We start from the raw sequence: 23,998 nt of genomic DNA on the forward strand, positions 1-23,998 counted from the left end.
CCCCTTAGAGCTGCTTCAGGGTTTCCTGAGTAATGGCTTCAAGGCCTGCTTCGGTGATTGTCTTCCAGTCGGTTTCTGTGGCCACTTTCACGTTCTCACTGACCAGCGTTTTCAAGGTCTGTTCAGGCATGCCAAGGGTTTTTATCTGAAGAAACGACTTGTTGCTCAGTACTTTGTCGAGCACACCCTGCGTCATGGACCATGACCAGAATTCAATGATTTGTACTTTGACTTCACGGACATCAGGGGCACCAGGAGCGCTAACCACCTCATAGCCTGCCTGCTGATAAGCGCTGGCTACGGCATCACCTACCAGCTCTGAAACGGTACGGCCCTTGGGCAGCAGCACGTCGCCGATGGCCATATTGTAGTTATTGCGTTTACGAGCAATCGCCCGCTCGGTAATCGACTTGTCGTCGATCTCGTCGTACTTCAGTGAAGGCATGTCGAAGCTGGTAGGTTTGATCTGAAAAACTCGATCATCAACCGCGCGGATATAAACCTTCTTGCCATTGCTGGGGGCAGGTGTCTGAGTCTTGCCGGGCGGCAAAACATCCACTTCTGCCCTGTTGATAGCGCAACCGGCTAACAGTACCAATGCCACAACGGCCAAAATTCTGCGAACCATCATCGTTACTCCCTTTTATATTTGGCCTTCATAGGCTTGTCCAAAAGCTGGCCGAAAAAGAGTGTAGAAGACAAAACGCAGCTCAACCGCCTGGCTGACTTATGCGTTTGACAGAGTGAACAGCACGAAAGCAATCGGCTCTGACCATAGCCTTTTGGTCGTTATCCATTAACCCGCATATAGCGGGTATTTTTTGCCTGGAGGAAACGATGACCAGCAAGCCTGTCAGCCCGGTCGTCTGCCGCGACCGGGCCTTTCTCGATAAACACCCCGACCTGGGGCGTCTGCCGGAGTAGCGCTGCAGTCCATAAAAAATCGTCCTCAAGGATGCTTTTTTATTCCTGCAGAAAACCTTTTGCGAACCTGTGGCCGCTGCCGGGGTTCGCAAACTGCGAGAGGCATCACGCGGTGTATCGGCTGAACCGCAGTGATGGCTTCGCAGCCCTCGTTCCTCAGCAGCGGCTACATGCCTTAACTTGCGCCTGGAGCTGCAGCGGATGCTGGCGGCGGCGTGCTGGTGCTCGCGTTCGCAGCCTTGTCGTCCGCGGCTTGAAGATCCTGCAGCGCTGCAGAATATTGATCAGACTCGGCTTTGGGTACCATCTGCCATGACGGCTTGCGCAACGCATAGAAGATAAACGGCGGCACGCCTGCCACGATCAACCCCAGCAACAAAATCCCCGCATACTCAAAAAATGGCATGCTGCTGAAGCTGTTCGGTGGAATAAAGCCGAAAATCAGCGCCACACAGGTCGAAAACAACCCCAGATAGCACCAGCCATGCAGCCCCTTGAGCACATAACCGCGTTTTACGTTGGGCTGTGTTTTACGCAGCTTCATGGCCGCCATAAACATGAATACGTAAATGATCAGGTACATCAGTGCAGCCATCGCGCTGATCATCCAGAACGCGTCGGATACGTTGTCGAGAAAGATGTAAATCGTCGACAGCAAGGTGACGATGATGGCCTGCAAATACAGAATGTTTTTCTGCACGCCTTTCTTGTTCACCTCCTGCATCACAGGTGGAAGCATCCCGGCCTTGCCGACAAACAGCAGGCCTGTGGACGGTCCGGCTGTCCAGGCCAGAACCCCGCCCAATGCACCGATAATCAGCAATATGGCCATGATCGGGGTTGCCCAAGGCATGTCGAAACCCTGGAAGAACGCAGCATAAGCCTGGATAACCCCGGCGGTAAGGCTGGTTGAGTCAGCAGGTACCACCAGCGAAATCGCCACCGTAGGCGGGATAAACACTAGCAGGATCATGAAGAAGGCCAACAGAATCGCTCGGGGCATTTCTTTTTGCGGGTCGCGCAATTCCCGGGCGTGAATGGCGTTCATTTCGATACCGGCAAACGCCAGGAAGTTACTCACAATCAGAACCAGGCCAGTGACGGCGCCGGTGAATTCCTGCCAAAAATCCGGGTGCAGGTTGCGCGAGCCCGATTTAACTGTGGTGTGGGTATCGAAAATGGCCGGAATCAAGGCATCCCAGGTCAGCGGTGTTGCTGACTCATGCCCCAGCACCAGCCAGGCCACGCCGAGCAAAACCAGCAGCGCGGCGGGCAATGCGGTGCCCAGCAGCATGAACCATGATGTCAGCTTCGACAGTGCCGTCAGCCCGTTAAGTGCCACAAATGTCGATAGCCAGTACAAAACGATGATGACCGCGGCAGTAAAGACACCGCTTTTGGCCAGTTCCGGGTTGATCAGATACGCCATGGTGCTTGCGCCAAACCCAAGCACAATCGGGTACCAGACCACCACTTGTACCCACATGAACCACATGATGAAAAAGCCCGGGCGGTCGCCGTAGGCTTGCCTGACCCAGCCATAGATTCCGCCGTTCCAGCCGGTGCCCAGTTCGGAGGCGACCAGGGAAACCGGGATAAAAAACAGCAGTGCCGGGATGACATAGAGAAAAACCGAACCCAGGCCATACACGGCCATGCTGGGCAGTGAACGAATACTGGCAACGGCTGCAACCATCATGAAGCAGATGGTGAGCCAAGACATGTAGGTTTTAGCTTTGCTGGTGGTAGCCATGAGTACCCGCTCCCTTACGCGAATTCGTGCAACAGGCTCAGATTGAGCGTGCGGCTAAGGTATTCGGCGGCCAGTTGACCGCGAACGCTGTTACCGGCCACATCCAGTGGCGGGGCAAAGGCGGCGATAGCGCAAACGCCGGGAACCACAGCCAGAATGCCGCCACCGACCCCGCTTTTACCCGGCAGGCCGACCTTGTAATACCAGTCGCCTGTGGTGTCATACAGACCATTCAAGGTCATTTCGGAGAGGATTGGCGCCACGTGTTTGGCTGCCACGACTTGCTTGCCAGTAATCGGGTTGACGCCGCCGTTGGCCAGGCACGCGCCCATGGTCACCAGGTCATGACAGGTAATCGCCACCGAGCATTGGCGGGTGTACACATCACACACTTGCATGGGGTCGGCGTACATGTAGCCGTAACTTTGCAGCAGCCAGGCAATGCCGCGATTGTGTTGATTGCTGCTGGTTTCGGATTGGTAAACCTCGTCGTTTACTGTCAATTCGCGCCCGGCAAAAGCGTTGTAGGTGGCCTGTATCCGGTCCCAGCGAGCTTGGGCGCAATCGGCCTCAACCAGGCTGACAGTGGCCATTGCGCCTGCGTTCACAAAGGGGTTGAGCGGTCGGCCTTTGTGCAGTTCCAGGGCCACCACCGAGTTGAATGGCTCACCGGTGGGGTCGCAGCCGATCTTGCTGCGCAAGGCCTGTGGACCTACCTCATCGAGTACATGGGAGAGGGTGAATACTTTGGAAATCGACTCGATGGCGAAGGCGTAATCCGTGTCGCCTACCTCGGCATGGGTGCCATCGCAGAACATGATGCTGATGCCGAACAGATGGGATGGCACTGAGGCCAGGAAAGGAATGTAGCTGGCATTCTTGCCGTGATGATTACCTGAATACTGTTGCAGTGCCTGCTCCAGTGCTTGTTTGACCGTGCTGTCTGCGGTCGTGGGTCTTTGCTTCATCGCGCTCGCTCCGTGAGTACTTCAAAGAAACGGAACTATAGATCGGAAAATACACGGTGGTCGGGAATCGGACAGCAGACTCAAAATGCTTGTCTATGCTGGCTTGGCGAAGGCTGAGTCAAAGTGAATAAACAGACCCTGCATTACTCAAGGAGAGTTCTTATGGCGTTGCACCGCATCAAGCACAAGTCGGCCACAGATCCCGTTTTTGGTTCTTCTGAACTGGCTCACGCCGCTGTGACCAAGGGCTTCCCGGAGGCGGAGCAGTCGCCACGAGATGTATACCAGTTGGTCCACGATGAGCTGTACCTGGATGGCAACGCCCGCCAGAATCTCGCCACTTTTTGCCAAACATGGGAAGAGGATGAAGTTCACAAGCTGATGGACCTGTCGATCGACAAGAACATGATCGACAAGGACGAATATCCGCAATCGGCGGAACTGGAGAACCGTTGCATCCATATGCTGGCGGATCTATGGCATTCCCCGGCGGCGGCCACCACCCTCGGCACTTCAACTGTAGGTTCCAGTGAAGCTTGCATGCTCAGTGGTCTGGCTGCGTTGTGGCGCTGGCGTGCGGAGCGCAAAGCGGCTGGCAAGGCTGCCACTACGCCGAATATGGTGTGCGGTCCGGTGCAAGTTTGTTGGCACAAGTTTGCCCGTTACTGGGATATAGAAATCCGTGAAGTACCGATGTCCGAGGGGCATTGGTTCATGAGGCCTGAGGACATGCTGGAGCGGGTCGATGAAAACACCATCGTGGTGGTGCCGACCTTCGGCCAGACATTTACCGGTCTGTATGAAACCGTAAAACCGTTGTCCGATGCCCTGGACGATCTGGAAAAAAGCAGCGGCCTGAGTGTCGACCTTCACGTCGATGGTGCAAGTGGCGCGATGCTGGCGCCGTTTTGCGCACCGGACATTCTTTGGGACTTTCGTGTACCGCGGGTCAAGTCCATCAGCACCTCCGGGCACAAGTTCGGCCTGGCACCGATAGGCGCGGGTTGGGTGGTTTGGCGCGATGCGAAGGAACTGCCGGAAGGCCTGATTTTTCATGTGAACTACCTGGGCGGCGACATGCCGACTTTCGCCCTGAACTTTTCGCGCCCGGCCGGGCAGATCATTGCCCAGTACTACAACTTCTTGCGCCTGGGGCGTGAGGGGTATGAGCGTATTCATTCTGCGTGCTACGAAACAGCGCAATTTTTGGCGCGAGAGCTGGTCAAGATCGGGCCGTTCGAGATGCTCTACAACGGTGATCCGCAATTGGGGATCCCGGCGCTGACCTGGCGTTTGAAGCCGGGGGCGAAAACCAATTACTCCCTGTATGACCTGGCGGACCGCCTGCGCGTCCGCGGTTGGCTGGTGCCAGCGTACAGCTTGCCTGCCAATGTAGAAGACGTGGTGGTGCAGCGGATTCTGGTCAAGCAGGGGATGTCGATCGACATGGCCAAATTGTTGCTGGCCGACTTTGTGCGGGATATTCAATTCTTCGCTGAGCATCAGCCCCACGGCTTTAAAGGCCGTGAAGCTGAAGCGGGAAATCATGCCGGACGGTAGAAAGCGATAATCGAAATATACTGTGCTCGTCAAAAACCCGAGCACAGTAGTTATTTCATAGGGTCAAAAGTATCTCGGGCCTTTCAACCGCGCCCACGTTTTTCTTTGATATGCCTTTTCTATAGATTTGAAAAATCTTTGGCGCTATCTGTTCTTGAGGGCCATGTGGCCCCGTTCGCAGCCAGCACGGCTGACAACGGATATTGTTCGAGCCGCTATTTAGAGGTCTGAATAAAGGTCCGAAAGCGGCGACAGAATAGCGTTCCACACCTTGTCGCGCAGATGAGGCAGTTGACTCTTTTCCAGCTCGGTCAGGCCAAAGTGGTCGGGGTTGCTCAGGACATTTTCGAACTTGACGATGCGACAGTTGTAGTCGGTCGTATCCCGTTTTTCGTTAACGATATAGATGGGCAATACCTTCAGGTTATACAGCCGGGTCACCCCAAGGGCTTTGCCAATATCGAACTTTACGGCGTAGGCCAGTTTTGAGTTGCGACTCTCTGGATGGAAGCTCACAAAGTCGCCGAAAGCGTAGATGACCAACGCATCCTGCTTGCCATGGCGTGGAATCACTTGCGCTGGCTGGCTGACGTGCGCATGGTTGCCGAGGATGGTGTCCACGCCGCACTCGATAACCTTGTGCGCGGCATCAACAATTTTCTCATGGGGGTACATTTCGAACTCCCACCCCCAATGGCAGTAGGCGATGATCCAGTCGGCGCCCTTGGCCTTGGCGGCAGCGACCTGTTTTTTGATCAGCGCGTAATCCGTAGGCGGGTCAACGTCGTTGAATCTCACTTCGTTGGCCAGGTAAAGCTCCCCGTCCCGTGAGTGACCGTTGAGGTCAAAGGTGTAAGACAGGAGAGCCACTTTGATGCCGTTTTTTTCCACGACGACGACATCATCCTGCTCGGCCTGACTACGGGCAGTGCCGGAGTAGTAGGCCCCTGACTTCTCAAGCACTTTGAGTGTGGCCTCCACGCCTTCCTTGCCCCAGTCCATCGCGTGGTTGGTCGCTGTGCTGAAGAAGTTGATCTTCGCTTCATGGCGGAATTTGTTGAACATCGCTTCAGAGGTGTTCATTTGCGCCGGCTTGCCAGTTTGTTGATGGCGCCCTATAGGCTTGCTCTCATCAACGGTCGACTCCAGGTTGGCACTAACGATGTCAGCGCTGCTGTAAAAATCTGTGATGTCGTCGAACAGGTGCGGTGTGTTTTCGGGGGTCAGCACATCCACCGCGAGCAAGTCACCCGCACATGAAACCGAGAGGACGGGAATAACCGGGAACACACCCCCTTGTTCAATTGAGGGGTCACTCAGGTTACGGAACTTCAAGGTCTGGTCAGCGAAGAATCCTTCGAGCCCCGACTCTTTTTCGGCAACTTCAAGTTGATTAAGCCAGTAGCGGTAAAGCCACTTGGTCTTCTGGAAAGTATTGCCCGAGATGTCATACACGCCTGTTTCGGGTTGCGGGTAATGAAACTGCTCATAGCAGATGTAACTCATCAGCAAAAGACCAAGCCTGAGCAGGGTGCGCTGGTGTATCGGGTCCTTGAGGGCAGGGGGAAGTACTCCAAATCCGGGATCAACCAGGAAATCCTCGAGCAGGATCTGCGCCTTGAGTAATGGAGAAGGATCGGCGAGCACCGGCTCAAGCCTCTCCAAGACCCGCTTCGGGCCCTGTTGTGCAATCCAGCCGAACAACGCCCGCGCGTAAGCCTCTTCCTCGGGGCTGATGGTCTCGACCATTTCCAGGTCGCCATCAGCGACGCGCCGCAGTATGTCGATGGTCTCGGCTTCGTGCCCGTCGAGGCAGCATTTGATCGACTGTATAAGCTCCTTCAAGGCTTTAAACATATAAGCATTCATCCTGAATATCCTCTTGGTTTGCTTGATGATTACAGCGCAAGTCGGTTTTAACTGCGTTCTTTCGAGGTGCCGGCCAGCCCGAGCCGGGTGAGCTCAAGCACGTCTTGCGCCTGCTGCAGTACCCGGCGTTTCCATGGGTCGGTATCAATATAGAAGGCATCGCGCAGTTGGCGTTTGATCTGCATTAACCGTTCTGTCGGGACAGCGGCCTGGTTGTGCAACCACTGATCGGCACGTAGCGCTTTGAGCACCAATGGTCCGGGTTTGGTGCCGTACTCCAGGGTCAATCCGTTGTATTGCGCGTCGGGGCATTCCTGCATGACGGCTAAATCAAGGGTGCCATTTAAAACCGCTGATGAAGACGTGCCTTGTGTGCTGAGGGTGACCTGTTCACCCCACCAGCTTCGTGCCCGTGCAATCGCGTCCGGGGTATCGCGTCCTTTATAAATACGCTCTCCCACGCCGCTGGGACCAAGCCCTGTATGCACATCGATCCAGCCTATGCGCTGACATTGGCCGCCATAATGTCGAATGATCTGGCGAACTTGTACGTTGCTCCAGGTGGGCTGGGTGCCCGCAAAAAACAAGCCGTCAGGGTCGCTGTGCTGGCCTCGGGTGATGGCCGACTGCAAGGCTTTGGTGCCGTGGCGTAACGCATACCCGAGGAGCCCGAGGGTACTGAGCAGAGTGGGCGGTTGACGCCGTGGCACCAGTAACGGAGCGATCGAGGTGTATTCGGGGTTACCGGGCAACGGCTGATCGAAGTCCATGAAGTTGCGATTGATATCGACATTGTCTTCGTTGACCCGACGCAGCCAGGAGAAGCCGTAAGGGTTGACTGCATGCAGAAAAAGCACAGCCATATCCTGAGCGCGGCACTGCCTGCTCCAATCATGATTGCGCAGATGATCCACCTGAACAGCCGAGCCGCAGAAGCCTTCAACGCCGTGCACGCCGCTGCTCACTACCAGCAGGTTGGCCGCTGTGGGCGAACCGACAAGTGCGACATCAAGTGCCAGTTCTTCTCCATCGCGACCGGGTAACGGGTGGACGCGGGATTCAACTTCCAGATGGGCATTGGCGCAAGCCTGCAGGAATTTTTGCCGAGCTTCGGCGTAGCTTTGTGAAAAGCAGGATACGTCCATCATGGATGTCCTATTAACAGTCGTGCCAGATTTGGCGATCAGGGAGCGGGGGTAGTCACTGCGCAATGTGGGCCGGGCAGGCGGCTGAAGGGGCGGACTCGGGAAGGATGGCGTTAAGTTCGCGACGAGTGCGCTCAGGGTCGATGAGCACCAGGCCAAGTACGGTGAACACTAAAAGTGCGATCCCGAACAGGCCAATCGCCAGTTCGAAACCGGTGACTAAATCTCCTCCCTGCCAGCCGATGGCCTGACCCACCAGAAGAGGTGCGAGCATGCCTGCCGTAGTCAACAAGGCGATGTGGATGGCCAGCATACTTCCGCGCTGTCGGGCCGGTGCGATGTGGGCGACGATGCTGAAACCAAAGGCTGACAGCAAGTTGAGAAGGATACTGCCCAGAAGAAACAGCCCCAGCGTGACTGTCAGGGATGTCGAGCTAAAGCCCATGATGATGTAAGCCACGGCTGCGATCAGGCATGCCACGAGGGGCGGAATAACCATCGCCTTGCGTATGCTGGCGCCACGCTTCATCGCTTGTTGGGCCAGGCTGGACACCAGCAAATTCATGAATATCACCCCCAGGGTGGTGGCGAGCACCAGATACCCGGACTGCATCGGCGTCATCCCCAGCCCTCTTTGCAGGTAGGTGGGCAGCCAGCTGTAAAGCAGGGCATTGGGCAGATAGCTACAGAAAGCGACCAGAGTAATGCAGACAAACGTGCGATTGAGCAGCAGTCGGCTGTAGGGCAGTGTGGGCAACAGGCTGCCATTGGCGGTTTTTGTATCGTCATGCTGGCCTTCGCGGCCAAACAGTTGCCACAGCAGCAGCCACACCAGGCCAACACCTGCCAGCAGCACATACCCCGTACGCCAGCCGTAATGTTCAATCAAGGTCGGCAGGGCCAGGGCGCCTGCGATGGCGCCTAACATGATTGCGACTTGAATCAGCGCCGCAGGCAGCACCCGCTCGCGGGTGGCGTACCATTTGAAACAGGCGTGCTGGGTGACGGCTGTGCCAGGGCCGCAACCAGCGCCCAGCATGACGCGGCTGACGAGCAGGGTGACGAAGCTGCTGGACAGGGCGGCGAGCAATTGCGCGGCCATCCAGACCAAGGCCATGCCCGAAAGGATCCAGCGGCTTGGCATTCGGTTGGCCACAAAGCCCACCAGTACCCCGGAGATCGAATACAGAAAAAAGAACGCGCTGCTGATAAAACCGAACTGCTCGGGCGTCAGTTTCAGTTCGTCAATAATCTGCGGGCCGGCGAAGGCAAAAATGGTTTTATCCAGCACGCTGATAATCACCACAGTCATCAGCAAGGCAACAACGAACGGACGTCTTTTATCGGGAAGTGAGTGCATGGGTATGGCCTTTAATTGAGGAGCTTTTTCAGAAGCGCATGCCGACACTGGCTTCCAACATGCTTCGGTCTGCAACCATGTTGTAATCGCCACCCCCGGTGTTCAGGTAGTTGAGCTCAAAGTTGTAGTCGCTTTTGTACTCCCCCTGCAGTCCGAAAATCTGTGCATAACGCCCTTCGGAAAACACGCCGTCATAGGCGTGCCCTTTGACGTCATACACCAGGGTTAACGAAGGCGTCAGGTCAAGCTCAGGCAAGACGTTTCTATAACGAATCTCCCCTTTGGAACGAGCTCCCCACGAGAAAGGCGTGACGAAACCATCGATTGCACATTTTGCCGCCGGGCCTGTGCATTTCGAGCTGTTGCCGTAGGGCGCGCTGCCGAAGCCGGGGCGTCCGTAACGGATGTCGTCAGTGTCGGGCAGGTCGTGGACATATTTGAATCCCGCCTCGGCTGACAACTTCATCTCGCCGCCCAATACAGTGCCCAAAGGATGGTTGGCGCCGAGATTGAGCTGGCTCACTCGAAACCTGTCGAAACCGCTGGCCACATAGCCTGTGGGCGTTTTGGACAGGTAGCCCATGGGCCCGCTGCCCCCTAACAGGCCAGCAATGAAATCGGAACCGTTCCAGGCGATCGGTTGGTTGGGACGATAGCTGTATTCAGCGTAGATACCTGTGCCGCCTGGCAGTCGGGTTTTGAAATTAAGGGCGTACATCCGGATGCTGGTCGGGTAGGCGCGTTGATAATAAGCGGCAATGCCCGTTGGTTTGGCCTGGCCGAGGTTGGCGGCGGGCGGCGTCAGAACACCGGGGCCAGTACGTACTGCCTGGGTGACTGCTTCACGACTGGTGTAGTCAGCGAAATACAGCCCGAACATGCCGACGTCTTGCCATAAATATTGCAGGCTGGCGCCGAACTGATTGTTACTGGGGCGATGGTCCGGGCCACGGGACACGTAATCCAGAGGGTTGTTCAAGGCCTGGCCGTCGGTGGTGTAAATCGGTCGCCCGGCCATGGAGCTCAAAATGCTGCCATTGAGAAGAAACTGGTCGCACCCCGGTTGAGCGTAATCGCTGGTCGATAGAAAGGTCCCGCACCCCGGATAAGCGCTGGGACGGAACTCAAACTGGTTGAATGCATCCACCGACAGGTTTTCAGTCAGCGCCAGCTTGGCGTAAAGGGTCGGCATCGCGACGGTACGGGCTTCTGCAATTGAAGTGGCTCGACGTGCCGCGGCCCAATCAAAAGCGTTCACTGCCTGTAAACCGCCGCCGATGGTGGTTGGCGTGACCCAGGGAATCGCCTGATCGCCGAGTCGCACCAGCAGGTCGTGCCCGCCAGGCTGGAACGTGCCGTAAACATACGCGTCGTTGATGACTGCATTGGAAAAACGCGCCAGCGAGTCAAACCCGTCATCGCTCAGCGGTTCACCGGATTGATAGCCGTTTGGAACGCTGCCGTAGTCGACGTTCTGGTGTTTTTGGGTGTAGTCGTACCAGCCTTTGGCACTTACAAATACGCCAAGATTACGGTGGCTCAGATCCGCCTGCAGGTAGGCCTCGGTAGAGGTAGAAACCGCATCGCCGCGCTTGTAGTTGAGGTTGCCGTCGTTGAACAGGTTCATGCCGTATTCGGAGCTGGTCAAGCGGTAGCTCGGTTTGTCCATGCGCCACACAGAACCCAATGACAGAGCACCTTTGAGGTTCAGGCGAGTGTCGTCCTGCTGCCACTCGATACCTTTACCCAACCCTGACTTGAGGTCACCGAATACCAGCTCGCCAGCCATTGCCGGAGCAGTCATGGCAACGCTCAACACAGACGTGGCCAACCCCGCAAATACGGGAGTCCGGGTCACGGCCCACTTCTTTCTTATTGTTGTTGTCACTGACTAATACCTTTGTTTTTGTTTCTCTTGTGAATGCCAGGCGTTTTTCAGTCTAGCGCTGAAGTCATCCCCTTTAATACGGCGAATACCGACAGCAATAGGGTCGATATCGCCAGCTATAAACAGGCATGAATAGCCTGATGCTGTTCGCCCAGGCACAGCGAATTGCAGGAGCCAGCCCGCTTGCGCAGCTCGCTGAATAACAGTGGGTCAACAGGCTGTTGTATTGAGTGTTCCGACAAGGGGCACAGGGCAGGGCGGGCAGTACGAGTTGCAGGCAGACAGCATTTGGAAGTAGGGCTAATATCGCCAAAAATAAATTCAATAACGCCAGGCAGGTCTATGAACGTCCGAATAGATTTATTGCACAGCCCCCATGGCATGACCGGAACGCTGTTCAGTGTGATCGATATTCTGCGCACCTTTAATAACCTGTGGCAGATGCGCAATCCGGATAAACGAGGGGCTTTTTTTCACTGGCGATTGATTGACGCGGCGGGCAATGAGCTACCGCTTGCGGACTGGTTGTCAGGCATGCAGTCGCCTGCCGGTGGGCGTAAATCGTTGCGGCCCTCGCAGACCGCGCTGTTTGTGCCGGGGGTGCAGATGAAAAGCGTGCCGGATCTGAAGCATGTGCTCGATCAATGCGCCGAGGAGCTCAATTGCATCGCGCGTTATCACTCTCAAGGGCGCATCGTCGCGGCCAGTTTCAATGGCCCGGTGATGTTGGCCCGAGCCGGTGTGCTGGACGGCCGGCGCGCGACAGTCACCTGGATGATTGCCAATTGGTTTGCCTCCAGCTTTCCTGAGGTGCAGTTGGCGATGGCGGGCCCGGTGGTGGTTGACGGGCTGGTCTTTACGGCGGGCGCACCGGCGGCTGTGTGCGATTTGATGGTGGAGTTGATTCGTCATTTTGCCGGTGAAGAAATGGCGCAAATAGCGACCAATGGGTTGCTCTATCACCCGATGCGTTTTGAGCATTCGAGCCTGAACTTTCCTGGCATTTCGGTAAAGACCCGGGACAGCGTGGTGTTCCGGGCCAAGCACTGGCTTCAGCAGAACATTCAGACGGCCTATAGCCTGGAACGTGTAGCCCAGGAAGCGGCAGCCAGCCCGCGCACCTTGCTACGTCATTTCAAAGAAGTGGAGGGCATGACTCCGCTCGACTATCTGCACCGACTTCGGGTGGAGCGGGCCAAGCAATTATTGGAAGTAACCCTGGTTGATCTAACGGAAGTGATGGAGTACTGCGGTTATCAGGATGCCAGTGCTTTCCGGCGCCTGTTTCGACGCGCTACCGGAGTAACGCCTTCAGAGTACCGTCGTCGCTACACCATGCGCATTTCCAGCCGTTGGTGGCGGGCTGACGAGTCCGGGCCGAAGGAGAGAGTCGATGACTTGATCAAGGGACTGAGTATTGAGCCTGACCACAGGTCAGAACAGTGAGAATACACCAATGAATCGGGCGGTCTTCCACGATATGGATTGCACCATAAGCAAAGTGATTTTCTGTTGGCCTTGATCTCAAAGATTTGGCTGTCGAGGCGGAGGGCATCAACCCAATTCCTCTGCCTCGACTTGCTCTGCTGTAATTGCCTTGCTCTCCCCGGTGAGTGCGATCACCCAGTTATTTTTCAGGCGTTGAGATGACTTATGGATCTGGCAGCGATCACCTGCTTCGATCTTGGATGAGGGGTGCTTTGGTCATTGAGTCTTGAAGTTGAGATATCGTGAAGGTCCGCAGGCTTTTGCTGGAACCTCACACAATCCCTCTGTTTAAAACGTTGCTTTGATCTGTAAGCCCACGGCCAAAGCGTTGCCTCTTTTTTTGCCGGAGAACGCGCCAGGCTCAATGTAGTACTGCAGGTCAGGACGCAGCAGCAGCCAGGGAGTGACCTGGGCGCCATAGTTAAGCTCAATCATCTGCTCGCCATTGTCGAGGTTGGCGATCATCTCGGATTCGCCGAAGCTGGTCGCCGTCGCTTCTTGAACATCCCGCGTACGGGAGTTGAGTACGGCCCGGCCATAACCCAAGGCAATGCTGTCATGGGGGCGGCTGGCAAAAGGCTTTTGCTTGACCAGACCGACCGAGTACCAGCGACGCATGGGGGAGGTGGCTGCGTTGCTGGTGGCTGCCTGGCCGAACAGGCGCAGCACGCTTTCAGGGTCTTGCTCATCCCTCCAGATTGCCTGGTCCATCAACACGTAAGCCCCGGTGCGGTTGCTGCTTTTTTCTGTGCTGCCAATTTTTTGCGAGTCAGAGCTGTCGTAGTACCAGCCGACTTTGTATTGGCCATTGAGAAAGGCGTTGTTATTGAAGATGGCTTCCAGCGGCAGAATGGCCCCGGTGGAGTCGTGGCTGGGCATGGAAAACGCTTCGGAGCGAAGGCTGTTGTGCTCCGGGTTGACCTGGAATACCGCGGTTTGCAGAGTCAGTGAGTCGTTGACGTCGTAACGCAACTCTGCACCCCAGTGAGCCGTCGGGTAGTTGCCCCACCCGCTGCCGCTGGACATGGTCAATGGGTGCGCACAAAAGCCGGCGCTCACAAAGTTGGTCAGGATCGGCATGCCACCAAAATCGGTGCCCATCACCATGTAACCGATTTTGGCAGACACGTCCGCAGAAAACAGATTGCGCTGGTAACTGAACTCGGTCAGTCGCGTGTATTCGCCACCGTAGTTTTCTTGCGCAGACAGGCGGTTGCCGAGCAAGTCTTCCGTGGCGCTATGGCCGCGACGGTCGTTAACCAGAATTTGCACAAATCCGGCGTCCGGGGTGTCCAGCAGTTTACTCAGATCAAACTTGGCGCCCACGCGTATTTGTTGTGCATAGCGCGTACCGCGCTTGATCCCGCCATGCAGGTTGGAAATCGTTTCAGAGCTGTAGTCACCGGTCAGTGTGATGCCCTTGTCCGCCAGTTTTTGGCGCTCACCGCCCCAATCGCCGGTGAGTGTCGAACGACTCATCAGGTCGGAAGTGTCAGCCAGTGCTGAAGACGGACTCAAGATACACAGCGACAAACCGCTGCACAGGCTGGTGGTCAGCAGCGCGCGGAAAGAAAAAAACATTGGGGTGTGCTCCGTTGCAAAAAATGTTGGTGTATCGCTCTACGACACGCTGGCAGGGCTGGAAACTGGCCTGCTCTGGCTTTTCTGGCCTGATACCGTCTTGAGAACTGCGGTGTCAGCACCTGATCCCGGGCCGAGTTGGTCCCTCCTTGGGTGTGCAAGGGGGTGTCCATGAGCGGGTTTATGACGGGGGTGCTGATGCTCGAAGCCGTTCGGGTCTTCGCTTCACACAACTAACAGGCCCTGAAGGTGGCAGGGCCTGTTAGTTGTGTGAGCCGTAAGGCTAAGTTTATGCCGATGTTTTTTTCAGATAAATCCAGGGAACTAAGAAACATTATTGGGCAGGCAGTAATAATCCGCTGGCGATATCCGGACTTTCGCTTGCAGAAACGACGATCGTTAGTGTTCAACGCTTAGTGCTTTTGAGATCAGTCACAGGTCAAAAAAAGAGAAAACATAAGGGGCTGAAACCCCCTCGTTGCCATGGATTATTACTGTTTCACCAACAATGTTTCTCAAACCTTCGGATTTATCCCAAGAAGCGCCCGTATAAACTAGCTCAGCGTCTCCAGCCCACTCTCGGAACGTCGGGCCAGCAGTGCCCGGACAAACACCTCCCCGCGTTTCGTAGAGCCTTCGGCGTATTCATTGCGACTGCACAACCTGATGCACTGATTGCCGGTGCTCGCTTGCTGTCGGCAGGGCGGTAGTCTGATTCCGACACCTGCCATGCCCAGCCTTTTACGGGTCGAACTGAACATTCGACCCAGCTGTTCGCACAGCGTGCGGGCAGTTTTGTATTCACCCATAGAGCATTCACGAAATGACGAATGACCAACCATCTCAAACTTCAAGACGCTCAATGAGCACTATCGCGAGGGTGCTGTTTTCCCTGTTTGTATTTGCCGTGGCACTGGCTTTGATTTATGGCGGGATCAAACTAGTGGCGCTGGGCGGGTCAAGTTACTACTTGATCGCAGGCTTGGCTTATCTGGCACTGGCGGCACTCTTTGTGTTGCGCAAGTGTTTGGCTATCACCCTCTCTGTTGCCATATTCCTTGCGACCTGTGCCTGGGCCTTTTATGAAGTGGGTCAGTTCAGCTATTGGGAACTGCTGCCACGCTTGGTCATTCCGGCCATCATCCTGACACTCAGTCTGTGGGTCGGCGCCGCGTTGCCGGACACGTCCCTGAGCACCCGGCGCGCCGCTAACCGGTTCGGTTTTGCCGTATTCCTGGCACTGGTCGCGACATTTATTGCTGCGTTCTACCCGCACGGCGGGATCTCGAACCCGGTCGCCGCCACTGACGCACCCAAGGCCGAAGAGCCCTACAGCGCCCCTGAAAACTGGGAGTTCTTTGGGCGTAATGCCTCGGGCACACGGTTTGCTCCTTACACGCAAATCACCCCGGACAACGTCAAGGACCTGCAGGTTGCCTGGACCTACAGAACAGGTCGTCGCACCACAGGTGCCGGCGCGGGCGTAGATGAAAACACACCGTTGCAGATCGGCAATGTTCTGTACTCGTGCACCCCGGAAAACCTGATAACCGCCCTGGACGGTGATACCGGGACCCCGCTCTGGAAATTCGATCCCAAAGCCAAAAGCGAAGAGCACGTGACCTGCCGTGGCGTGGGCTATTACGACATCGATAAAGACGACAGCCTGAGCGCTGAGGTCAAGGCGTCATATGGCAATGAGCAGCAGTGCCGCCAGCGTATTCTGGTGTCGTCTGTGGATGCCCGTTTGTTTGCGCTTGATGCGCATACCGGCACCCTGTGCCCGAGCTTTGGCGACAACGGTTATGTCGATCTCAAGAAAGGCATGGGCCCGACTGAAAACAGCAAGCGCTATCACCCCACCTCGCTGCCGGTTGTCATGGGCCACCTCACCGTGGTCGGTGGCTGGGTACGGGACATTGTGGCGGGCGAACCTTCCGGTGCCGTGCGCGCATTCGACGTTCTGACAGGCGCGTTGGTGTGGGCCTGGGATGTAGGTGCACCCGAGGGCAAGAACACAGCGGCAGACGATCATCAGTTCGCTCTGGAGACGCCTAACGTCTGGACAATTCCAACCTACGATAAAGAGTTGAATCTGGTCTACCTGCCTACGGGCAATGGCCCGCCCGACTACTGGGGTGGTGATCGCAACCAGGTTAAAGAGAAGTTTGGCACGGCCGTTGTTGCAGTCGATGCATCAACCGGTAAAGCCAAATGGGTTTATCAGATCGTTCACCACGACGTCTGGGACTATGACCTGCCTTCGCAGCCTGTGCTCTATGACATCAAAAACGCCCAGGGCGAGAAGACTCCGGTCTTGATCCAGACCAGCAAGACCGGCAACATTTTTGTACTGGATCGCCGTACCGGCAAGCCGGTTACAGAAGTTGAAGAACGTGCGGTTCCTACCTCTCCAGCAGCAGAAGGCGAGCACCTGTCGCCTACCCAACCGTTCTCGGTCGGGATGCCGACCATTGGTGTCGACCCGCTGACCGAGAAGTCGATGTGGGGCGTGACGACTTTCGACCAACTGTATTGCCGGATCATGTTCAAAGACTCCGTCTACCTGGGTCCGTTTACACCGCCAAGTGAAAAACCCTACATCGAATGGCCTGGCTTGCTGGGCGGCATGAACTGGGGTGGCATCTCCATAGACGAAAACACCGGCATGATGTTCGTCAATGACATGCGCATGCCGCTGCGGATGCAACTGGTCAAAAAGGAAGACACCAGGAAGTTCAACGTGTCGACCGATGAAGTCCCGGGCTTCATGGGAACCATTCGCCCACAAGTCGCCGGTATCTATGGCGGGGTGAAAATCGACATTCTGCAGTCGCCACTGGGCGTACCGTGCAACACACCACCCTTCGGCAGCATGAGCGCCATTGACCTCAACACCCAGAAACTGGTCTGGCAGGTTCCATTGGGCACCGTCCAGGACACTGGCCCGCTGGGGATCAAAACGCACATGCCAATCCCGCTGGGCATGCCAACACTGGGTGGCCCGACCTCAACGGCATCTGGCCTGGTGTTCTTCGCCGGCACCCAGGACTACTACCTGCGAGCGCTGGATTCGGCCACCGGTAAAGAAGTATGGAAAGCCCGCCTGCCGGTTGGCGCGGTTGCAGCCCCGCTGATCTACAAATCACCCGCCACCGGGAAGCAGTACGTGGTCATCTCCGCAGGTGGCATGAGCCACTCGCCTGATGTCGGTGACTACATCATTGCCTATGCATTGCCGGACAGCATCACCCAGAAATAACGCCTTGATTGACGTTAACTGAAATGGCCCGCCTGCTCCCCAGCAGGCGGGCTTTTTTGTTCCAGGCCAGTTGTTGTTCGGCTTCGGCCTGAATAACGCCTTGAATGTGGTGCTTGTTACGAGCAGAGGACTTCGCCTGATCTCATAGGTCCGCTAGTCTGCTTTTGGCCAGAAGCAGTCACTCCGATGTATTTAGAAAATCTGGAGCGATTCAACTCGTAGCGCTTGAGCTTAAGAGAGTGCCGGGGCTCATGCATAGTGTCTGAAGCGCGCTTAGGGCGCGAAATGTATAAGAGATTATATTGGCAGAGCTGCTATTCGCAGCAGGCATACACTAATAGAGGTGGCACGGTAGACAATGACGGCAAGAGCAGGCAACCCCAAGGATTCGTCCACCGATGAGAACGTGAGCATGAGGCAGCCGGCAGTGATTCTGGGCTTGCGTTGGCTCATTTTCACCCTCGTACTGTTATCTGTCCTGGCTACGTTGGGCAATAGTCTGATCACGGCATATAGAGTGCAGCGGGATGCGTTGATTGACCATGCGCTGCAATCAAACAGTGCTTACGCGTCAAAAGTAGCTTCAAGCCTCTCTGAGTTCATTCATTCGGCACAAAGCCATCTGCGTTACAGCGCCGAAGAGTTGGGCAAGGAGTGGGGTAATACCAAGGCACTGCGGGCCGAAGCTGTACGCCTACAAAAGCAGGACGAAGATTTTAACTCGATAGCAATTATCGATACTAATGCCAAAGTTCTGGAGGCGTACCCAGACACACTGCAAATCAATGGTTCAACTTTGCGATCGGATACGATTCGAAAAGCCATCGATGCGAAACGTCCCTACATTAGCTCAGCTTATGAATCAGCAGCCGGTAATCTGGTCGTATTCGTCTCAGAACCCATTCATGATTCCTCTAACCGTTACATTGGAATCATAGGCGGTTCGATTTACCTGCAGCAGGACAGTGTACTTCACACGTTAATCAGCCGGCATTTTCACCATGAAGGTACATTTGCCTTCATCGCCGATCAGGATCGTCAACTACTTTATCATCCTGATGCGTCGCGTATTGGTGAGACCCTCGGATGGAGCAAGACCGTGGATGCAGCTTTACGTGGCGAAAGCGGGTCCGTGGCCGTGCCTAATTACAAGGGCATACCGATGCTTGCTGGATATGCTCAGGTGCCTGGAGCCGGTTGGGCCGTCGTCGTACAGCAGCCTCGCGAGATTAGCCTTGCACCCTTGCACACGTTGATGCGCGACATGGTTTTTGGAATGCTACCTGCTGCATTGATCGGATTTGTACTGATTTGGATCGGTGCTCTGATGATCTGTCGGCCATTGGACCAGCTTTCCAGGATCGCAGGGCAATTGGCTGCAACGCAAGCCTCTGACCAACTTCGAAACGTGAAGGCATGGTATCTAGAGGCCTTTTCTATCCGTCAGGCGATGCTGACCGGTGTGTACCTGTTACAAGCAAAGATGGGGCGTCTAAGTCAGCAGGCGCTTACCGACCCTCTGACAGGTCTGGCAAATCGTCGAGCAATGAATGATGAGTTGCTGGGTCTGGAGCAGGCAGGCCGAACATACTCCATATTGTCACTGGATATAGACCATTTCAAAAGGGTAAACGACACCTTCGGCCATGACAAAGGTGATGTTGCGATAAAGCAGGTTGCGCAAACACTCCTCAGTCATTCACGCAATGGTGACTTCGCTTGCCGAGCGGGTGGAGAGGAGTTCTTGTTGATTTTGCCGGAGACCGGTATCGATTCGGCGAGCATGATTGCCGAGCGAATTCGCCAGGCAATCGCTACATGCGACATTTCGGGTGTTGGACATATCACGGCTTCGATCGGTGTCGCGACTTGTGAAAACGTATCTACTACCTCAGAGGTCGTACTCAAGAGGGCGGACGAATGCTTGTATCGTGCCAAACAAGGGGGGCGTAATCGCGTGGAGTCGAGTCCTCAATCTGGATCCGAATGAGTCGCCCCTTGATCCTGGACATATCCAAGCGGCCGCCCATCAACTCACTGATTGGTTATTTTCCATCCGTATCGCTCGAATTGAACCCTCGGGCAGCTTCGATCATTAGGTCATCGAGAAACGAAACGCCTGTTCTTGCAGGCTCGTTTTGATCAATACGGCCAATTGTTGGGTGGCCGCTGTAGGGGCATCGCCACCGCTGTGAAGCACATAGCAAAGGCTTGGCACTGGGGGTAAGCCAGAAACTACAGCTAGATGGCCCGGCAGCCCGATACGGGTCCGCAGCGTCAGGCCCAATCCGGCGGCGACGGCCGCCCAGATACCGCCGACGCTGGGACTGGTCAAGGCGATCCGCCAGGGTATTTGCGCAGCATCCAGCGCCTGGGTGGCGGCGCTGCGCATTACGCAAGGCGAGTCGAACAGGATCAATGGCAACGGTGAGCGATGAAGGTCCGTCGGCAATGGCGTATCGCGGGCTCCGATCCAGTGCATCTGTGCTTCACCCAGGCGAGTGGCGTAAGGCGACAGGTGCCCGGTGTCCCAGGTCAGGGCCAGGTCAAGATCAGCGCTTTCGACCCGTGCAAGCAATTCGGCGTTACGGGCTATCCGGACTTCGAGATTTACCCTCGGGTAAGCCTGGACGAAACGCCGCAGAATATCGCTCAGAAAGTGCTCCCCGAAGTCCTCTTGAAGCCCGAGTCGGATGGTCCCGGCTGTCTGGCTTTCATACAGAGTCTGGAAAATGCCGTCGTTCAGCTCCAGCAGGCGGCGGGCATGGCTGAGCAGCGTTTCTCCCGTGGGGGTCAAGACCAAGCCGCGACCGGACTTGGCCAGGACCGGCGTACCGACCTGCTCCTCGAGTTTTTTCAATTGAGCGCTGACGGCAGACGTCGATCGACCGAGACGATCCGCCGCTTTGGCAAAACTGTTGAATTCCACGCCAGTGACGAAGGTGCGCAATACGTCGAGGTCGAAGGTTGGTCGGCGCATTTAATAGTCCACTAATTCGGGATGATGGGTGCTATTAAATCTGATATTCGGAAGTGTTGCGACTTGATAGTTTTCCTCCATCAATTGAGACATCAGGGTAAAACATCATGAGCGCATCTATTGTCACGGGGCGGGAACAGCAGGGTAACTACCCGCAGAAGTTTGCCGAACTGACCGACAATGTCTTGTTTGGTGACATGTGGACGCGTCCACAATTGAAGCCCCGTGATCGCAGTCTGGCGACGGTGGCCGCATTGGTGGCGATGTACCGACTTGAGCAATTGCCGTTCCATTTGCAGCGTGCACTGGACAACGGCCTGAGTGTCGAAGAGCTGGCCGAAGTCATCACCCACCTGGCGTTTTATTCCGGTTGGCCGACAGCCGCCTCGGCGCTGAAGTTGCTCAGTGAGCGTCAGGCTTGCCTTCCAGAACATCAAGAGTAACCGTTGATGCCGTTTACACGAGTTTCACTGCACCGCGGGAAATCGGCCGAGTATTTACAGGCGTTGTCTGCGGGTTTGCACGATGCCTTGGTCGAGAGCTTCGAAGTACCGATGACGGATCGCTTCCAAGCCATTCACCAACATGAGGTCGGCGAGCTGATCTTTGATCCCCACTACCAGGGCGGGCCGCGCAGCCATGACTTTGTGCTCATCGCGATTACCGCAGGCCGTCCTCGAAGTGTTGAGATCAAACAGCGTTTTTACCGCGATCTGGTCGAGAAGTTGGGGCGGGCGACGGGCCTGAACGCAGAGGATGTCATGGTGATAATCACCACGACGGCCGGCGATGAGTGGTCGTTTGGAGGAGGGCGAGGTAACTAGCGGGAACAATCACGGGATCTGCGAGCGAACGAAGATTTTTGAATTCCCCGGGGATTCCGTGATTCCAGCAAAGGGCGGAAAATTGCCCGGGATCGCCCACGCCGATTGCTGCCTGTCACGAAAGACTGCAATCGGCCAGGAGCGGACGATCGGTGACCTGCAAGCGCGGCAACGAATTAAAGGTGATTCACCGCTCCAGCTACCCCGGCGTCGCTCACCGGCTCAGGAACTTGATGACAGCACTGGCGAACAGTTCTGGCTGATCAAGCATGATGAAGTGAAAACTGCCGTCAATGCGCCTGAAGCTGATGTTTGGGGTCGAGGCATAGGCGTTATGGAACATTGCATCAATCTGGGATGCCTCTACGCCGTAAAGCAGGTCGTAGGCATAGACGACCTCGACAGGCACCTTGATGCGTTCAAGCTCAGGCCGGAGGTCGGTGACCATCAGTTCATACATGGCATCGGCCATCGTTTTTCGGTCCGAGTTCATCCCCGCTGCGACCAGGCCTGGCCTGACTGCTTCAGTTTTAGCGAGACGGGCGATGGCGGCCTGCTGCATGGAGTGCGCCTGCTCAGGCGTTGCCGCCATCATTGCATCGCGCATCGCAGCAGCCTGCGGGGTCGCCGTTTCACTGGTCGCGCGGGGGTCAAAGAGCAACGTATAGAAGGGCATCGCATCGACAATCATCAGGCGTGCCACTTGATCGGGATGACGCGCACCCACCATCAGTGCCACCTCACCACCCAACGAATGACCGATGATGACCGGCGCCTCGATGCGCTGGCTGCGGATGTATTCAGCGATCGCCTCGGCCGTCGGCGCGACGACTCTCCCGTCTGGACTGGATACGGCAGGCGAGCCGGCAAAGCCAGCTACCTGAACGAGATGGAGACGGTGGCTGTGCCGTAATCTGGAGGCCAAATCAGCCCAGACTTCGTAGGACGACGCAAATCCTGGAATTAAGATGATATCTGTTCCCGAGCCTTGTACCAGCACTGAGATACCACCCTGGTTGACTGTGACTGGCGGCAGGGGTGCAGGCTGGGCTGGCGATGCAGACAACAGCGCCAGCGTGGTGCTAATCCCGGCAAGGATCACGCCTGCACGCATGGCGTTCCCCTTTTCGTGCAATGCGACGTGACATTTACAGTGTCGCGGTCGCCGATTACACCGGCGGGCAGGCTGCTTGGCGGGTTCATAGCCATTCCTTTGACCGAAAAAGTATGGCCACTATAACGGCGCACAAAGGCATCAGGAAACTCTCCCTACCGGCAATCCTTGGCGTCAGCGATATACCGAGCTAGCCATACTTGCACGCCTCTCATGCAACCCGATTTCTACTGCTGAAATTGCTCGGGCACAGTCGTCATTGATAGGCGGGTAGTCATTTGATCGTAACGACGACCTTGCCTTTGGCTCGTCCCTGTTCGACGTATTTCAGAGCCTCTGCCGTTGATTCAAAGGAAAACGTTCGATCAATAACCGGATTGATGATGCCCACCTCAACCAGCGCGCTGATTTGTTGCAGTTGGGCGCCGTTGGCGCGCATGAACACGAACCTGTACCTGATGTCCTGCTTGCGTGCCCTGCGCCGAATGCCGAAGCTCAGCAGGCGCATAACCTGCTGCAATGGCCAGGATAACCCTTGCTCCTGTGCGAACAGCGCAGTGGGCGGCCCTGAGATGGAAATCAGTTGGCCGCCGGGTTTGAGGACCGCGAGTGACTTGTCCAGGACATCGGTGCCGAGGCTGTTCAACACCAGGTCGTAGCCGTGCAAGACATTTTCGAAATTCTGCTTTTTGTAGTCGATGACCACGTCAGCCCCCAGCATCTTGACCCATTCGACATTCGCGGTGCTGGTGGTTGTGGCGACAAAGGCACCCAGGTGTTTGGCAAGCTGGATGGCAATGCTGCCGACGCCGCCGGAGCCTGCGTGAATCAACACCTTCTGGCCCTTTTGCAGCCGGGCGGTGTCGACCAGCACTTGCCAGGCAGTCAGTGCCACCAAAGGCAGGGACGCGGCTTGCGCCATGCTGGTATTGGCCGGTTTCAGGGCGATCGCGTTCTCGTCCACGGCAATCCTTTCGGCGAACGTGCCGATCCGTGCTTGCGGCGGGCGAGCGTACACTTCGTCACCTGGTTTGAAACGTGTCACTTGCGAGCCGACCGTCACCACGACCCCCGCCAGGTCGTTGCCCAGAATGAGCGGAAACGAGTAGGGCAGGATCAGCTTGAATTCGCCTGTGCTGATCTTCGAGTCCAGCACGTTGACACTGCTGGCATGGACCTCGATCAAGACGTCGTGGGCACCCACTTCAGGGGCTGACGCTTCGCCGAGGCGTCCGGGTTGCTTGCCGTAGCGATCAATAAGAAATGCTTTCATCGAGGTACG

General features: G+C 56.1%; 17 protein-coding genes. 6 read left to right on the forward strand and 11 right to left on the reverse strand.

Going from position 1 to position 23,998, the window contains the following annotated elements:
* Positions 1-4: 4 nt before the first annotated feature.
* The 3 genes from WG29040_RS13820 to glsA form a co-directional block, all read right to left on the reverse strand.
* Positions 5-628, reverse strand: coding sequence for a flagellar biosynthesis protein (locus WG29040_RS13820; protein ID WP_127196369.1), 624 nt, complete (start codon positions 626-628; stop codon positions 5-7).
* A 471-nt stretch (positions 629-1,099) separates the two neighbouring features.
* Entirely contained in the window at positions 1,100-2,677 is a 1,578-nt protein-coding gene (locus WG29040_RS13825; protein ID WP_127196320.1) for an amino acid permease, read from the reverse strand.
* A gap of 14 nt (positions 2,678-2,691) precedes the next feature.
* On the reverse strand, positions 2,692-3,645 hold the full coding sequence (gene glsA / locus WG29040_RS13830; RefSeq protein WP_127196321.1) for a glutaminase A: 954 nt from the start codon (positions 3,643-3,645) through the stop codon (positions 2,692-2,694).
* Between the two features lie 162 nt (positions 3,646-3,807).
* Here glsA and WG29040_RS13835 point away from each other — a divergent pair, with 162 nt between their 5' ends.
* The gene (locus tag WG29040_RS13835) at positions 3,808-5,205 is read left to right on the forward strand and encodes a glutamate decarboxylase (protein ID WP_127196322.1); all 1,398 of its coding nucleotides are present in this window, start codon (positions 3,808-3,810) and stop codon (positions 5,203-5,205) included.
* A 219-nt stretch (positions 5,206-5,424) separates the two neighbouring features.
* Here the strand turns inward: WG29040_RS13835 and WG29040_RS13840 are convergent, their stop codons facing one another.
* From WG29040_RS13840 to WG29040_RS13855, 4 genes are read right to left on the reverse strand one after another with little or no spacing between them, the layout of a single operon-like run.
* The gene (locus WG29040_RS13840; protein WP_256681548.1) at positions 5,425-7,062 is read right to left on the reverse strand and encodes a CapA family protein; all 1,638 of its coding nucleotides are present in this window, start codon (positions 7,060-7,062) and stop codon (positions 5,425-5,427) included.
* Between the two features lie 59 nt (positions 7,063-7,121).
* Positions 7,122-8,219 (reverse strand): M14 family metallopeptidase, encoded by a 1,098-nt coding sequence (locus WG29040_RS13845; RefSeq protein ID WP_127196370.1) that lies wholly within the window; start codon positions 8,217-8,219, stop codon positions 7,122-7,124.
* Positions 8,220-8,274: 55 nt separating this feature from the next.
* Positions 8,275-9,579: an MFS transporter gene (locus WG29040_RS13850; protein WP_127196324.1), complete on the reverse strand. Its 1,305-nt coding sequence runs from the start codon at positions 9,577-9,579 to the stop codon at positions 8,275-8,277.
* A 28-nt stretch (positions 9,580-9,607) separates the two neighbouring features.
* On the reverse strand, positions 9,608-11,437 hold the full coding sequence (locus WG29040_RS13855) for a DUF1302 domain-containing protein (RefSeq protein WP_256681549.1): 1,830 nt from the start codon (positions 11,435-11,437) through the stop codon (positions 9,608-9,610).
* Between the two features lie 372 nt (positions 11,438-11,809).
* Here WG29040_RS13855 and WG29040_RS13860 point away from each other — a divergent pair, with 372 nt between their 5' ends.
* Positions 11,810-12,913 (forward strand): GlxA family transcriptional regulator, encoded by a 1,104-nt coding sequence (locus tag WG29040_RS13860; protein WP_029612571.1) that lies wholly within the window; start codon positions 11,810-11,812, stop codon positions 12,911-12,913.
* A 330-nt stretch (positions 12,914-13,243) separates the two neighbouring features.
* On the opposite strand, the gene WG29040_RS13865 is transcribed toward WG29040_RS13860, so the two are convergent.
* Positions 13,244-14,536 (reverse strand): carbohydrate porin, encoded by a 1,293-nt coding sequence (locus tag WG29040_RS13865; protein WP_010656347.1) that lies wholly within the window; start codon positions 14,534-14,536, stop codon positions 13,244-13,246.
* An 862-nt stretch (positions 14,537-15,398) separates the two neighbouring features.
* Between WG29040_RS13865 and WG29040_RS13870 the strand changes: the two genes are divergently transcribed.
* Both WG29040_RS13870 and WG29040_RS13875 read left to right on the forward strand, forming a co-directional pair.
* A complete protein-coding gene (locus WG29040_RS13870) occupies positions 15,399-17,798 on the forward strand; it encodes a membrane-bound PQQ-dependent dehydrogenase, glucose/quinate/shikimate family (protein WP_127196325.1) in 2,400 nt (799 codons plus the stop codon).
* Between the two features lie 358 nt (positions 17,799-18,156).
* Positions 18,157-19,788 (forward strand): sensor domain-containing diguanylate cyclase, encoded by a 1,632-nt coding sequence (locus WG29040_RS13875; protein ID WP_127196326.1) that lies wholly within the window; start codon positions 18,157-18,159, stop codon positions 19,786-19,788.
* Positions 19,789-19,893: 105 nt separating this feature from the next.
* Here the strand turns inward: WG29040_RS13875 and WG29040_RS13880 are convergent, their stop codons facing one another.
* Positions 19,894-20,778 (reverse strand): LysR substrate-binding domain-containing protein, encoded by an 885-nt coding sequence (locus tag WG29040_RS13880; protein ID WP_127196327.1) that lies wholly within the window; start codon positions 20,776-20,778, stop codon positions 19,894-19,896.
* 107 nt (positions 20,779-20,885) lie between these two features.
* Here WG29040_RS13880 and WG29040_RS13885 point away from each other — a divergent pair, with 107 nt between their 5' ends.
* Entirely contained in the window at positions 20,886-21,221 is a 336-nt protein-coding gene (locus WG29040_RS13885) for a carboxymuconolactone decarboxylase family protein (RefSeq protein WP_003442314.1), read from the forward strand.
* 6 nt (positions 21,222-21,227) lie between these two features.
* Entirely contained in the window at positions 21,228-21,602 is a 375-nt protein-coding gene (locus WG29040_RS13890; RefSeq protein ID WP_003442316.1) for a tautomerase family protein, read from the forward strand.
* A gap of 214 nt (positions 21,603-21,816) precedes the next feature.
* On the opposite strand, the gene WG29040_RS13895 is transcribed toward WG29040_RS13890, so the two are convergent.
* Both WG29040_RS13895 and WG29040_RS13900 read right to left on the reverse strand, forming a co-directional pair.
* On the reverse strand, positions 21,817-22,716 hold the full coding sequence (locus tag WG29040_RS13895) for an alpha/beta fold hydrolase (protein WP_127196328.1): 900 nt from the start codon (positions 22,714-22,716) through the stop codon (positions 21,817-21,819).
* 274 nt (positions 22,717-22,990) lie between these two features.
* Positions 22,991-23,989: an NADP-dependent oxidoreductase gene (locus WG29040_RS13900; protein ID WP_127196329.1), complete on the reverse strand. Its 999-nt coding sequence runs from the start codon at positions 23,987-23,989 to the stop codon at positions 22,991-22,993.
* Positions 23,990-23,998: the final 9 nt, after the last annotated feature.

Source organism: Pseudomonas sp. PAMC 29040, from assembly GCF_003994535.1.
Classification (GTDB): domain Bacteria; phylum Pseudomonadota; class Gammaproteobacteria; order Pseudomonadales; family Pseudomonadaceae; genus Aquipseudomonas; species Aquipseudomonas paraversuta.